A 14,577-nucleotide genomic window follows, 5' to 3' on the forward strand; every position below is an offset into this window, starting at 1 on the left:
TGAATAAACGTGATAGCGGCCATTGCTATGACCAACCTAGATATAAAGTGAGATGTAGATGGCGTGTATGATAAAAGCAGATAAAAATGGTTTCACCCTGATAGAGTTAATGATCACGGTAGCAATACTAGGCATCATTGCTTCAATCGCTTTACCAAGCTATTTTGAGCATGTGAAACGGACAGCTCGTACAGAAGCCATTACAGCTTTACTTGATGCGGCTAATAGACAAGAACAGTTTTTTGTTGATAATCGTGTTTATACAAGTGATTTAGCGAACCTAAATGTAGTATCACCAACCGAGCATGGTTTTTACACGCTTGCAGTCATTGTTGATAATGATGCGGGTACATTTGAAATAACAGCCACGCCGGTCGCAGGTCCTGTTTTACAAGACGATGACTGTACTTCATTTACTATTGATGATGCTGGACTTAAAACCGCTAAAGGTAATGCTGATGCAAGTAAATGTTGGGGTAAATAGTTAATCAGAGCTCAAACTAGTTAGTTTGACACTCATCTGTGTCTTTTAAAGTTGTTTTTCCTGTCGTACTGACTGAAATTGCAATACCAACTAGTTCAGCTGATTTATATTCAGCGCAATACACAAACGTGCCATTATCAAATCCCCTTGGCGTACCGTCAGGTCGATATGTCACTGCGTCACGTGGGTAAGTAAGCATATCAGATTCATTGATTGCCTCTGTGACTAAAATGACAGTGTCATTATCACCAAATACACCTACTTCATCCTTATCAACAAAGACAGTAAGGCCTTGATGCCAATGACTGCTATCACAAACCGATGACGCTAAACTACATACTGTAATCTGGCTATTTAAAGAAATGGCGTTATTACGAGCTAAGCTCAGTGTTCTTTTTATTAGGTGACTATAATTTTCTAGCCGAGTTTGGGTAAAAAATGGCTGCACATGAAAAAGAGCAAGGTTAGCTAAGATAGCGAGGATGCTCAATACCACCATTATTTCGATAAGTGTCGTACCAGAGTGCGGGTTAGATAGGGTTGTTTTTCTCATCCGTGAGAGCTCGTTGGTGGTATTTCTTTTAATGGTAGTTGAGCTAGGTGTAGTTGCAAGTTGTTAACTGGGATTTAGTCACAGGTATTTGTGGTATCTCCGTAATATAAACTGGTGCCAGATACACTTACTTCCATTGATTTGTTGTTTTCATTATCTTTATTAGGACAATAAGTAAAAATGCCTGAATTTGTGGTAACACGGCCGCTGGCATCAAATATTAATGAATTATCACCGGTAAATGTAAATTTGCTAGTTTGCGGTATTTCTGCCATCACCCGGAGTATTTTGTCATTATTACCTGGGTTGTAATTACCATTGCCATTATTATCATAAAATACGAAAACAACGCCGTCACTCCAATCATTTAAACATGTCACATTTTGGTCATTTTCGATTTTAGAAGTTTCGCCACTGCACACCACGATGAGTGAATCGGTACTGGTTGCTTTTGCGCGAGCAAAGTTGATATTTCGCTTTAACTCAAGTAAATAGTTTTCAGCGCGGTTATTCTCGAGCATATCGCTGCTATCCCATAAAGCAATTGCAGCCACAATGCCGACTATGGCAATGGTGACCATCAACTCAAGTAGTGTAAAGCCATGTTGTTGTTTTTTCATGTTCGCCTCTAATACTGTATTGGCTCTGGGTAAACAGTGCACTTTGAGCAACTTACCTTAAGTATAGTTGTTCTGATTGGAACAATCATACCATTGCTGACGATTAAATCACCGTAATTCAATCGCTTTGTTTGCTATGGGATGCAGGATTGTCTAAAATCGACCCAATTGGCAATATAAGAGCAGCAACTAACAATGAAAAAAATTGAAGCAATAATTAAACCATTTAAACTTGATGATGTTCGTGAAGCGTTATCAGAAGTTGGTATCACCGGGATGACCGTAAGTGAAGTGAAAGGGTTTGGCCGTCAAAAAGGTCATACAGAGCTTTATCGTGGTGCGGAATACATGGTTGACTTCTTACCTAAAGTGAAACTTGACATCGTTCTTGCTGATGAAAATGTTGACCGTGCTATTGAAGTAATTGTTAAAACAGCACAAACCGGTAAAATTGGTGATGGTAAGATCTTCGTCACTGACGTTGAGCGTGTAGTGCGTATTCGTACTGCAGAAGAAGATGAAGAAGCGATTTAATTTTTATCTGGAATTAAAAAGTCAGCTATTAAAAAAGGCGCTACTTATAAATTATAAGTAGCGCCTTTTTTGTGTTTGGAATTTATTTGCGTTTATTTTGCTCGCGAGTCAGCTTAGCGTGCTCACTTAATTCAGGTAAACCTAGCTTAGTGTAGCTTTTTTCCATTATTTCGAGTGCTTCATCTAAATAACTACTTTGCGAGTAATGTTCAACAACGTATTTACCGCGATTTGCTGCGGCTAAATAAGCTTCACGCTCATAGTAGTAATCAGCCACTTTTAATTCGTAGCGAGCCATTTTGTTAAGCAACCACACTAAGCGTCGTTTTGCTTCAGGGGCATAGCCACTGTCAGGGAAGCGATTAACTAAGGTTGATAAGTCAGTAAAGGCCACACGCGTCCGGTTTGCGTCGCGGTCAGCACGGTCAACGCCAAAGTATTCCTGAAAGGCATTTTCGTCCGCTTTAATATTTACCAAACCACGCATGTAGTACATGTAGTCTAAATCTTTATGATTCGGGTTTAATCGGATAAAACGATCAATGGTTGCCAATGCTTGCTCAGTATTGCCAGCTTGGTAATGGGCATAAACCAAGTCCATTTGCACTTGTTTTGACATAGGACCAAATGGATAGCGCGAGTCAATCGCACTTAACAGCTCAATTGCTCGGGCATATAAGCCAGAATCTAGCGTTTGTTTAGCATCTTCATACAATGCTTGCGCTGATTTATTAGGAACGCGTTGGATATCTTCTTCATCAGGTGCTGATGAACATGCACCTAAACCAAGTAATGAAACTGTAAAAACAATGGCAAATGCACGTTTCCCTATTCTATTTATCATTTTATTTGTTACCTTCGATGTCTTCGGCTAGGCCAAGTGGGTAAAACCGAGTAAACTATGCTTATTATATAATGCTTTTATTAAAAGCGATTCTAACCCAGTCGAGCACAGCTTGCACTGGTAAATTGGGTAAAGTTACTAATGACAGAGCAAATTTCTCTTCAAGCCGATGTGCCAACTGAGTTAGGCGGTAAACGTCTAGACCAAGTATTAGCACAATTGTTCCCGGATTATTCGCGTTCACGTATAAAAACGTGGATTTTGGATGATAAAATCACCGTAGATGGTGAAATTTTCAACACGCCAAGAGAAAAACTCTTTGGTGGTGAAGTTGTAAATGTTGAAACAAGTATTGAAGCACCACGTGAATACCTAGCACAAGATATCAAATTAAACATCGTTTATGAAGATGATGATATTTTGGTTATTAACAAACCTATGGGGTTAGTTGTACACCCAGGTGCAGGTAATCCTGATGGCACAGTGCTCAATGCATTGTTGCATCATTATCCAGATATCATTAATGTACCGCGCGCAGGGATTGTGCATCGTCTAGATAAAGATACTACCGGTTTGATGGTGGTAGCTAAAACAATTCAGGCGCAAACACATTTAGTTAAAGCATTGCAAAAGCGTGAAAACTTCACGCGTGAATATGAAGCAATTTGTAATGGCACAATGACAGCGGGTGGCATGGTTGAAAAACCAATTGGCCGCCATCCTACGCAGCGTACACACATGGCTGTGCATGAGCAGGGTAAACCCGCGATTACGCATTACCGTGTCGCTGAAAAATTCCGTGCGCATACGCGATTACGTCTTCGTTTAGAAACTGGCCGAACTCACCAAATTCGTGTGCATATGGCATTTATCAATCATCCATTGATTGGTGATAAAGCCTATGGCGGTCGTCCACGTCCACCAAAAGGTGCAACACCTGAATTGTTCCAAATGTTACGTGAATTTAATCGTCAAGCATTGCACGCAGTAAAGCTAAGTATAGCTCACCCAATTACGGGTGAAATGATGACATGGCAAGCGCCAATTCCAGATGATATGGTTGCCATGACGCATGTACTGCGTGAAGATACTAAAGCTAACCCAAATATCGATTTTTAAGCTGCTTTAATAATGCTTTATCCTAATTGGACAGCGCCACCCAATGTTGGGGCTCTCAGTACAACTCGTCAGGGCGGTGTATCTGATGCGCCTTTTGCGAGTTTAAACTTAGGCCTACATGTGGGCGATGATCAGCACGCGGTATTAACGAATCGCGCGCTTTTAGCTGCTCAGCTTCCTCAAGCACCTGTGTGGCTTAACCAAGTCCATAGCAGTGAAGTTGTTGTTGTGGATGAGTATTTTGACCCACATGCTAATTATGATGCGGATGCACTATATACCCGATTAAAAAATCAACCGCTGGCAATTATGACAGCAGATTGCCTGCCGATTTTGCTTACCAGTGAAAGTGGTGAAGAGGTGGCTGCTATTCATGGTGGCTGGCGCGGTTTGCATGCGGGTATTATCGCCAATACTTTGCGTCACTTTAGCTGCCCTCCAGCACAGATCAGAGCGTGGTTAGGTCCTGCCATAGGTGCTGCAAAGTTTGAGGTCGGCAGTGAAGTAAAAGCACTTTTCTGTGAGCAATCAGCAACTCATCACACTGCATTTGTGGCACAAGCGGATGGTAAATATTTAGCAGATATTTATCTGCTTGCAACCACAGAGCTTATTAACCTAGGCATAAGAAATATTAGTGGTGGTGAGTACTGTACAGTTAGCAATAGTGAACAATTCTTTTCATATCGTCGCGATGGTCAAACAGGACGGATGGCTTCTTTGATCTGGCGCAAGTAATAGTCTATTCAGTGAGTATATTTTCTCCTAAGCCTTGATCAAAGTGCCGAGCATACCCATTAATTAAGTAATTAGTTTTTTTAATAGGTAACCCCTTATGCGTTTAGATCGATTTACCAGTAAATTTCAATCTGCGCTCTCTGATGCACAGTCATTAGCGCTTGGTCGTGATCATCAATTTATTGAACCGGTACATTTAATGTATTCACTCTTGCAGCAAAGTGGCTCAAGTGTGCGTGCGTTATTGGCTCAAGCCAGTGTAAGTGCCGATGAACTCAATACCAAGTTATCGCAAGAGATAGAAAAGCTATTTAAAGTGGAAGGTGTTGGTGGCGACGTGCAGTTGTCAAACAATATGGTTTCACTGATCAACTTATGCGATAAATACGCACAAAAACGTAAAGATAAATATATCTCCAGCGAACTGTTTGTATTAGCTGCCTGTGAAGATAAAGGCCCGCTAGGTGATATTTTTCGCGCGCTAAATATGACCAGCACAAAAATAGAAGCCGCTATCAAAGCCATTCGTGGTGGTCAAAAGGTGGATGACCCAAATGCGGAGGATACTCGTCAAGCACTAAAAAAATTCACCATCGATTTAACGGAACGTGCAGAGCAAGGCAAACTTGATCCAGTTATCGGTCGTGATGACGAAATTCGCCGTACAATTCAAGTTCTGCAGCGACGCACCAAAAATAACCCAGTATTAATTGGCGAACCTGGTGTGGGTAAAACCGCGATTGCAGAAGGGCTCGCGCAGCGAATTATTAATGGTGAAGTGCCTGAAGGCTTGAAAAACAAACGTGTGTTATCGCTTGATTTAGGTGCCTTGGTAGCCGGTGCTAAATACCGTGGTGAGTTTGAAGAGCGGTTAAAATCGGTGCTCAATGAGCTGGCCAAAGAAGAAGGCCAAGTGATTTTATTTATTGATGAAATTCATACTATGGTTGGCGCTGGTAAGAGCGATGGTGCGATGGATGCGGGCAATATGCTCAAACCCGCATTAGCACGTGGTGAGCTGCATTGTGTCGGCGCAACTACCTTAGATGAGTACCGTAAATACATCGAAAAAGATGCCGCTCTAGAGCGTCGTTTCCAAAAAGTGCTGGTGGAAGAGCCGTCGGTTGAAGACACCATTGCTATTTTACGTGGCTTAAAAGAGCGTTATGAGCTACATCACAGTGTTGAAATTACCGATCCGGCAATTGTAGCAGCTGCGCACTTGTCACACCGTTATATTAGCGACCGGCAGCTGCCAGATAAAGCAATTGATCTAATTGATGAAGCGGGCTCGTCTATTCGCCTGCAAATTGATTCAAAGCCAGAGTCGCTAGATAAATTAGAGCGCCGTATTATTCAGCTAAAACTTGAAGATAATGCGCTAGCTAAAGAAAAAGATGACGCTAGTCAAAAGCGCCGCAGCGAAATGCAAGAGCTGATCACTGAACTTGAAGCACAATATCGTGAGCTTGATGAAGTATGGACTGCTGAAAAAGCATCTTTACAAGGCACGCAAGTGATCAAAGCGGAGCTTGAGCAAGCGCGCTTAGATTTAGATGTTGCCCGTCGTGCCACTGACTTACAGCGGATGTCAGAATTGCAATATGGTCGTATTCCTGATTTGGAGCGTAAACTTGATTTGGCCTCACAAGCCGAAATGCAAGAAATGAGTTTATTGAAAAACCAAGTCGGTGAAGACGAAATCGCCGAGATACTTTCTCGTTGGACCGGTATTCCGGTGTCGAAAATGCTGCAAGGTGAGCGAGAAAAACTGCTGCAAATGGAAGAACAACTACATCATAAAGTCATTGGTCAAGACGAAGCTGTAGTGGCAGTTGCCAATGCGATCCGTCGCTCGCGCGCAGGACTTGCAGATCCTAACCGTCCAATTGGCTCGTTTTTATTCTTAGGCCCAACTGGGGTGGGTAAAACTGAGCTGACGAAAGCGCTCGCGGGCTATATGTTTGACACTGAAAGCGCGATGGTGCGCATTGATATGTCTGAGTTTATGGAGAAACACTCAGTTGCGCGCTTAGTCGGCGCACCGCCGGGCTATGTTGGCTACGAAGAAGGTGGCTATTTAACCGAAGCCGTACGTCGTCGTCCTTATTCAGTCATTTTACTTGATGAAATTGAAAAAGCGCACCCTGATGTGTTTAATATTCTACTGCAAGTATTGGATGATGGCCGCTTAACCGATGGCCAAGGTCGCACCGTTGATTTTAAAAATACGGTGATCATTATGACCTCAAATTTAGGCTCGGATATTATTCAAGAGCAAACAGGTAATAACGATTACGCAGCGTTGAAAGAAAAAGTGATGGGCGTTTTGGTTAATGAGTTTAGACCTGAATTTATTAACCGGATTGATGAAACCGTGGTATTTCATCCGCTTGCTAACGAACACATTAAAGAAATTGCTGATATTCAACTCAGCAAGCTACGTGAGCGTTTAACAGCAATGGGGTACTTACTGCAAATAAGTGATGCAGCACTTGAGCGTATTGCTGCCAGCGGTTTTGATCCCGTTTATGGCGCGCGGCCACTCAAGCGTGCAATTCAGCACACGATTGAAAATCCGCTATCTCAGAAATTACTCGCTGGTGAATATCAAAGTGGTGACATGATAGTCATCGATGCTGATGAAAGTGGCTTAATATTTAGCTGTCGCTAATCAATTTATGCCTATAAAAAAACCGCTAGTGTTCATAACTTAGCGGTTTTTTTTATGGACTAAAGTCGTTACACTTTAAAAGTAAGCAGGATATCGTTTACTTTTCGAGAGCCTTCAACTAGTTGTGCAGCGCCACTAGCGACATTAAAACTCAATGTTAAGTTCTCGTCACTGTAACTTTTTATTTGCGTAATGTTATCGCTAATATCAAGGCTGACCGCTTGCTGTTGCTCTGCAGCCGAAGATATTTGTGTGGCAAGTTGCGATATTTCACTGATCTGCGCGAAAATACTATCCAGTTCAGTTTGCGTATGACCTGTGGTATTTACACACTCGTCGGCTTGCGCTTTAGTGTTTTTCATCACCGTAGACCAGCTAAACAGGGTATCTTGAATTTCTTTAATAGAACTATGGATTTGTGCAGTAGCGCGCTGTGTCCGAGATGATAATGCACGTACTTCATCAGCAACCACGGCAAAACCACGACCGTGTTCTCCTGCTCGCGCGGCTTCAATCGCGGCATTTAAAGCCAGCAAATTGGTTTGTTCAGCTATACCTTCAATTTCAGTCATTACTTGGCCAATTTTATCAGCCTCGGTGGCAAGTGAGTTAGCTGTACTTGCAGCTTGCTCAACTTGCAGCGCAAGATCAGAGACCATCGCGCTATTATCAGCAATGTGAAGTTTTATATCGGTACAACTTTGATAAGTAAGGTTCACTTTCCCAGCGGTATCGTGAGTATTGCCCGATATCTCACCGATAGTTGCGCTCATTTGTGACATGGCAGTGGCTATTTGGCTAAGACGCTGTCCTTGTGATGCAATCCCTTGTTCGGTTAGGGTGGATTGTTCATCTAAATCAGCCGCTATACCCGTAAAAGTGCTCGTGGTGTCTTTTACTCGCCCCAATACTGTCCGTAATTTAGCGTTCAGCATCTGTATATTATATTCACTGATGCTAAACGGATGATGGCCAACATAGACATAGCGAGACACTGAATCATGGAGTAACTTTTGCTGTTTTAAGGCACTTGGCGTTACGATTAATTCGTCGTAATTTAAGGCAACAACAGCTAAGCAAAATAACGCCGCGATCAGTGCAGCAGTAACAGATACAAACGCGGCCAACAGTCCTAAACCAAGTAGAGCTATCAGTAGTGCCAGAGTTTGGCGTATCGTCACCCATTCACGCCAAGATGACAGGGATTTTCCTGCATTTATTTTAGCGTATAGCTGTTGTGCTTGGCGTTTTTGTTGTTCGCTGGGTTTTGTCCGTACGGACTGATAGCCAACCAGTTGACCATGTTCAAAAATAGGCGTAACAAATGCATCAACCCAATAGTAACGGCCATCTTTACAACGGTTTTTAACCATGCCGCGCCACGAGTGCCCTTGTTTAAGTTTTTCCCACAATTCTTTAAATGCCGCTTTAGGCATATCAGGGTGACGGACAATATTATGATTTTTGCCAACCAGCTCTTCTAAACTGTAGCCTGCGATGGTACAAAATTCCTTATTTGCATAAGTGATAACACCGCGTAAGTCCGTGGTAGAGACAAGTTCTTGTTGCTGTGAAAAAGTAACTTCTTCGTTTAGTAGTTGCTGACCCCGACGCATAGGTAGTCCTTAAACATGCTTTATTATTAGTGATAATTATAAAGTTCATACCAATGTAAAGATAGCAGCTTCAGTGCTATCGGCTATAAAACGATTGTTAATTTACTTTTTTATGATCTAAAACAAAGAAATATAAAAATGCTGATGAACAATCTTTTAATAACTGAATATATAAATTGCTATCATCGGTCTAGTGCTATGAATTGATTATTGTTGGCTGCAGGCGAATCCTATTAAATTGCATCACTGTAGTGCAATTAAAGCAATTGTATATTAGCGCTCACAATGGCAAGATTAGTAAACATATGGGTATGGACTAAGCTGCCCGCAGCGAGTGTGCTTAATAAATACACGGTGACCTTCATGGTAAATAGTGGAAATTTCAGTTATGCCATTATTAAACCTTGAGTATTATCAATTTGCCCCCATTGACTTAGGATTAAGCCACGTGGCTCGAGGAAGCATTTTTGACAACACATGATTTAACTAAAGCGTTAACAGCGCTCGCCCCAGAACAGCATAAATTCGCAATTAAAGGCATTCAACGTGGTATTGAAAGGGAAGCGTTAAGGATCCAACCCAATGGTACGATTTCACAACAGCCGCATCCAAAAGGGGTTGGTTGTGCATTAACGAATGGGCATATCACCACTGATTTTTCAGAGTCATTATTAGAGTTTATTACGCCTGTTAGCGGCTCAGCTGAAGAAACGTTAAATCAGCTACATGATTTGCAAAAGTTCACCCTTTCGCAAATGGGTGATGAATTATTATGGCCCATTAGTATGCCGTGTTTTATCGAGCATCAAGATGACATCGCATTAGCTCAGTTTGGCGACTCTAATATTGGTCGTATGAAAACACTGTACCGTGAAGGCCTTAAAAACCGTTATGGTAGTATGATGCAAGCAATCGCTGGCGTGCATTTTAATATTTCATTTCCAACTACTTTTTGGCAAAGCCTACAAACGATTAAAGGCGATACAGGGCCATTACAAGATTTTATTTCGTCAGGCTATTTAGGTTTGATCCGTAACTTTAAGCGTGAACTGTGGCTGATCAGCTATTTATTTGGCGCTTCACCGGCATTATGTAATTCTTTTTTACAAGGCCGCAGTACCGACCTTCCTTTTAAGAAACTTGGTAAAGGCACACTGTATCTTGAAACTGGCACCGCGTTACGCTTAGGTAATTTAGGCTACACTAATAGCGCCCAGTCTTCATTAAAAGTAATGTACAACTCATTAGAAGAGTACATTGCGGGGCTAAAAGCGGCAATCAATTCACCGTCTGATATTTATGGTCAGCTTGCGGATTATAGAGATGCCCAGCCAAAGCAACTGAATAAGAATGTGTTACAGATTGAAAATGAATTTTACTCGCCAATTCGCCCGAAACGTAATGCGAACAGTGGCGAAACGCCAACAGATGCATTACTACGTGGGGGCATTGAGTACATCGAAATTCGTGCTTTGGATGTAAACCCATTTACAGCGACAGGAATCGATATTGAGCAAATTCACTTTTTAGATGTGTTTTTAACTTATTGCTTATTAAAAGACTCACCAACGATGGATTGGGATTCGCAACAACGCAGCACTGAGAATTTAGATACCGTAGTCAGTGATGGCCGTGCCGTGCAGGTGATGTTAAATCGTTCTGGAGAAGCATGTAGCTTAGCTACGTGGGGCTCAGATATTTTTAGCCAGTTAAACCATGTTGCAGCATATATGGATGAAGCGTATGGGGTGAGTTACTACAGTGAAACCATCACGCGATTAAGCCAATGGGTTGCAGATCCTGAGTTAACGTATTCTGGGCGGTATGTTAAGCAACTTAAAGAGTCGGGTCTTGATAATGGTCATTTTGCATTAGCACTTGCAAGAAACTATCAGCAAAGTCACGTGGATACACCTTATCATGTGTACTCAGATAGTTACTTAAAGCAGCAGGCCGAGCAATCCTTTGTTGCTGAGCAAACCTTGAAAGCAGCTGATAATGTGACATTTAATGCGTTTTTAGATGCGTATTTTAACGCAAACTAAACAGGCAAAAAAAAACGCAGCCCAAGTTGGCTGCGTAAAGATTCTTCAGGGATAAACAATGCTAAACTGCGCATTCATAAAGTAGGACTTACGCTTTTATAAAAAGTTCAGCGAGAATCAAAAAAAATGAAAAAAAGTTTAATTATTTTATCGCTGGGGGCTGCGTTAACAGGCTGCGCAACTGCTCCTCCAAAGCAACCTAATGATATATGTAAGATTTTTGAAGAAAAAAATGATTGGTATTATGACGCAAGAGATGCTCAAGAAAAGTGGGGGTCGCCTAAACATGTACTAATGAGCATGATGTACCAAGAAAGTTCTTTTAGACATGATGCTGCGCCTCCTATGGAATATTTTTTATGGATCATTCCCACTGGCAGAGCAAGTTCAGCCTATGGTTACTCACAAGCGAAAACTCCCACTTGGGCTGATTACATTCGTGAGACGGGTAACAGCGGTGCAGATCGAGATGATTTTGATGATGCGATCGACTTTATGGGGTGGTTTGTCTATAAAACCCATAAAGTAAATGGTGTGTCGAAGTGGGATGCTTATGCGCAATACCTTAATTATCATGAGGGTTGGGGCGGCTACAAACGTGGCACCTATAAAAAGAAACAATGGCTAATGGCGGTGGCAAATAAAGTTAAAAACCGCGCCAGTCGCTATGGTGCACAACTTAAAAAGTGCGAAGCAGATCTAGATAAAAGTTGGCTAGAAAGGTTATTTAGTTAACCTGAACTCTGATTATTTGAACAGCCCGCATTGCGGGCTTTTTAGTATTCGGTTTATTTTCCAGGAAATTGATGTATATGCATATCGCGTTGTGGAAATGGGGTGGTGATATTTTCTTTTATAGGGGCGACTGAGTTCAGTAATAAAACTTTTCTTATAAACTATAAAATTAGTAGGGTATATAATAACTTAATATTTAAGATTAAATGAGTAATAGCAGCAGACAATTGCAGAAAGTAAATGATGAGGGGTAGTAGTAGAGTAGTGAAGTACTACTCTACTTAAAGATTTATATTCTACGTTTATTGGCTTGGATACGAACTAGTTTGATCATGTTTTCTTTCACTTCAACTACTTCGATAGGGTAACCTGCAATACGTAAACTTAAATTCGCATCTGGAATATCCTCTAAGTACTCGACAATCAAACCGCTTAATGTTTTTGGCCCATCAAGTGGGAATTCCCAATCCATTTCTTTATTCAGATCACGTACGTTCGCGCCGCCATCAACTAAAAATGAACCATCATCTTGTGGAACGACTTCTTCGCTTGGCGTACGAGTTTGTGTGGTAGTAAAGTCACCGACCACTTCCTCTAGGATATCTTCTAAGGTTACAAGCCCTTGAATATCACCATATTCATCAACTACTAGACCAATACGTTCTTTCGATTGTTGAAATTTAAATAGCTGGGTATTTAATGACGTGCCTTCAGGGATAAAATAAATCTCACGCACTGCGCGAAGTAGTGATGGCTTATCAAACTGCTCTTTCGTTAATAACCGCAGCGCATCACGCGAATGAATAAAACCAACCGCATCATCAATTTGATCACGGTAAAGTAATACACGTGTATGTTGTGCGTGAGTTAACTGCTTACTGATCAGCTTCCAGTCATCGTTAATATCAATCGCCACTATTTCATTACGTGGGATCATAATATCTTCAACGGTGACTTGTTCTAAATCTAAAATAGAGGTCAACATACTTTGGTGGCGAGCGGGGATCAGTGCACCAGATTCATTCAGCACGGTTTTTAATTCTTCTTTACTCATGCTGTGCTCTTCAATTTGTGCAGCACTAATACCAAATAACCGTAATATCCCGTTGGTCATCCAGTTTACAATGACGACAAATGGAAACAGAATTTTGAGTAATCCTTTAAGTACTATCGAACTTGGAAAGGCAACTCGCTCAGGGTAAAGGGCGGCTAACGTTTTTGGCGTTACTTCAGCAAAAATTAATACTACTAGGGTCAATGCACCGGTAGCAATAGCGATACCTAAATCACCGTATAAGCGAATACCTATGATGGTTGCAACCTGTGCGGCAGCAATGTTTACCAAGTTATTACCGATTAGGATAAGGCCTATCAGTCTATCAGGGCGGCTCAACAGTTTGTTGACACGCTTTGCTGCGCGATGGTTTTCTTTAGCAAGGTGACGTAAGCGGATTCTGTTAATTGACATAATGCCTGTTTCAGAACCAGAAAAATATGCAGAACAAAGTATAAGTATTCCAAGTATTATAAACAAAACACTTGTAGAGATGCTGTCCAAAGAAGGATCCTTTTTTATTTAACCAATGTGTATTAAGCGGGAGTGAGCTGCCTGAGTCAAGTTAAAACTTATTCAGGATCACCTCTTGCACAAAACGGCTACCAAAATAAGCCAACGTTAAAACAAAAGCAGCAGCCATGATAGCTAGTACAACGGGTTTACCACGCCAGCCTTGCGTTAAGTGACCTACAGTTACAGTTGCGAACATGGCCCAAGCAATCAGTGATAAAACGGTTTTATGAATAAACTCTGTTGCAAACATGCCATCTAGGAACACAAACCCAGATAACAGCGCCATCGTCAATAACACGGTGCCTAACGTTAATAAGTGATAAAGCTGACGCTCAACTACCATTAAAGGTGGCAGGTGGCTGTGTACTATGGCTAAATCTTTGCGCTTTAAACGTTTGTCGATAAAGTAAAATTGCACGCCATATAAAGTAGCAATAATTAATACGCAGTAGGCAAGTAATGAAAGTGAAATATGAGTGACTAAGCCGATTTCGACATTAATACTTTGCAATAAAATATGATGTGGAATAAATAAGCTGGCTATAGTAAGTAAGGCTGCAAAGCCATACACCACAGGCAGGAGTAAGGTTGCAGGAAACTTTAATGACACAGTAGTGACCGACACTACAATTACCCAGCAGGTTAGTAGTGCCACATTAACAATACTTAAATCTTGGCCATCGGTGCGAAATACTGAATTCACCAATAATAACATGTGCGCTAAGATCGCCACTGTACTGAGAATAATCGTCAGCTTTTGGCTCGGCCCTTGTTGGTGAAATAACCGAGACAACACGTGAGACGTTGCTAAGATATAAAATAAACTGGCAATAATAGTTAAACTAATAATCAGCATAGTGCTTGGGCCACTCAATTTGAGTCAAATATTCCTTGTTAGAGTAAGGACATTGTATTTTATAGCAAGGCAATTGCATAGAGTTTGTAAAAAGAAACTCAAACAGCGCACTTGAACACTGTATTGTGCGCCACCATTTACGGTATACTGTTTTTAATTAAAATTTTAATAATACTGATTCTAGAAATC

General features: G+C 41.4%; 13 protein-coding genes. 7 read left to right on the plus strand and 6 right to left on the minus strand.

From position 1 onward, the window contains the following. Positions 1-67: 67 nt before the first annotated feature. The gene (locus A7968_RS07025) at positions 68-484 is read left to right on the plus strand and encodes a type IV pilin protein (RefSeq protein WP_064665937.1); all 417 of its coding nucleotides are present in this window, start codon (positions 68-70) and stop codon (positions 482-484) included. Positions 485-500: 16 nt separating this feature from the next. Here A7968_RS07025 and A7968_RS07030 read toward each other — a convergent pair whose 3' ends face one another. Together A7968_RS07030 and A7968_RS07035 are read right to left on the minus strand one after the other, a co-directional pair. Next, positions 501-1,037 carry a GspH/FimT family pseudopilin gene (locus A7968_RS07030; protein ID WP_064665848.1) on the minus strand — a complete coding sequence of 179 codons (537 nt, stop codon included), beginning with the start codon at positions 1,035-1,037 and terminating at the stop codon, positions 501-503. Positions 1,038-1,111: 74 nt separating this feature from the next. Further along, positions 1,112-1,657, minus strand: a complete 546-nt coding sequence (locus tag A7968_RS07035; protein WP_064665849.1) for a GspH/FimT family pseudopilin — start codon at positions 1,655-1,657, stop codon at positions 1,112-1,114. Between the two features lie 195 nt (positions 1,658-1,852). On the opposite strand from A7968_RS07035, the gene glnB reads away from it, so the two are divergent. Then, positions 1,853-2,191 carry a nitrogen regulatory protein P-II gene (gene glnB, locus A7968_RS07040; RefSeq protein ID WP_064665850.1) on the plus strand — a complete coding sequence of 113 codons (339 nt, stop codon included), beginning with the start codon at positions 1,853-1,855 and terminating at the stop codon, positions 2,189-2,191. A gap of 82 nt (positions 2,192-2,273) precedes the next feature. On the opposite strand, the gene A7968_RS07045 is transcribed toward glnB, so the two are convergent. Next, positions 2,274-3,035 (minus strand): outer membrane protein assembly factor BamD, encoded by a 762-nt coding sequence (locus A7968_RS07045; protein WP_064665851.1) that lies wholly within the window; start codon positions 3,033-3,035, stop codon positions 2,274-2,276. 141 nt (positions 3,036-3,176) lie between these two features. Between A7968_RS07045 and rluD the strand changes: the two genes are divergently transcribed. The 3 genes from rluD to clpB all read left to right on the plus strand — a co-directional run bounded on the left by rluD (position 3,177) and on the right by clpB (position 7,566). Then, complete coding sequence (gene rluD, locus A7968_RS07050; protein ID WP_064665852.1) at positions 3,177-4,154, plus strand: 23S rRNA pseudouridine(1911/1915/1917) synthase RluD; 978 nt, start codon at positions 3,177-3,179, stop codon at positions 4,152-4,154. 12 nt (positions 4,155-4,166) lie between these two features. After that, complete coding sequence (gene pgeF, locus A7968_RS07055; protein WP_064665853.1) at positions 4,167-4,892, plus strand: peptidoglycan editing factor PgeF; 726 nt, start codon at positions 4,167-4,169, stop codon at positions 4,890-4,892. A 97-nt stretch (positions 4,893-4,989) separates the two neighbouring features. Continuing rightward, positions 4,990-7,566, plus strand: coding sequence for an ATP-dependent chaperone ClpB (gene clpB / locus A7968_RS07060; protein WP_064665854.1), 2,577 nt, complete (start codon positions 4,990-4,992; stop codon positions 7,564-7,566). A gap of 68 nt (positions 7,567-7,634) precedes the next feature. Here clpB and A7968_RS07065 read toward each other — a convergent pair whose 3' ends face one another. After that, positions 7,635-9,182: a methyl-accepting chemotaxis protein gene (locus tag A7968_RS07065; RefSeq protein ID WP_064665855.1), complete on the minus strand. Its 1,548-nt coding sequence runs from the start codon at positions 9,180-9,182 to the stop codon at positions 7,635-7,637. Positions 9,183-9,649: 467 nt separating this feature from the next. On the opposite strand from A7968_RS07065, the gene gshA reads away from it, so the two are divergent. Together gshA and A7968_RS07075 are read left to right on the plus strand one after the other, a co-directional pair. Continuing rightward, entirely contained in the window at positions 9,650-11,227 is a 1,578-nt protein-coding gene (gene gshA / locus A7968_RS07070; protein ID WP_064665856.1) for a glutamate--cysteine ligase, read from the plus strand. 126 nt (positions 11,228-11,353) lie between these two features. Then, the gene (locus A7968_RS07075; protein WP_064665857.1) at positions 11,354-11,962 is read left to right on the plus strand and encodes a transglycosylase SLT domain-containing protein; all 609 of its coding nucleotides are present in this window, start codon (positions 11,354-11,356) and stop codon (positions 11,960-11,962) included. A 289-nt stretch (positions 11,963-12,251) separates the two neighbouring features. On the opposite strand, the gene A7968_RS07080 is transcribed toward A7968_RS07075, so the two are convergent. Both A7968_RS07080 and A7968_RS07085 read right to left on the minus strand, forming a co-directional pair. After that, positions 12,252-13,520, minus strand: a complete 1,269-nt coding sequence (locus tag A7968_RS07080) for an HlyC/CorC family transporter (RefSeq protein WP_157586670.1) — start codon at positions 13,518-13,520, stop codon at positions 12,252-12,254. A gap of 61 nt (positions 13,521-13,581) precedes the next feature. Next, entirely contained in the window at positions 13,582-14,388 is an 807-nt protein-coding gene (locus A7968_RS07085) for a cytochrome C assembly family protein (RefSeq protein ID WP_064665859.1), read from the minus strand. Positions 14,389-14,577: the final 189 nt, after the last annotated feature.

Origin of the sequence: Pseudoalteromonas prydzensis (assembly GCF_001661495.1) — a bacterium.
In the GTDB taxonomy this organism is placed as follows: Bacteria; Pseudomonadota; Gammaproteobacteria; order Enterobacterales; family Alteromonadaceae; genus Pseudoalteromonas; species Pseudoalteromonas prydzensis.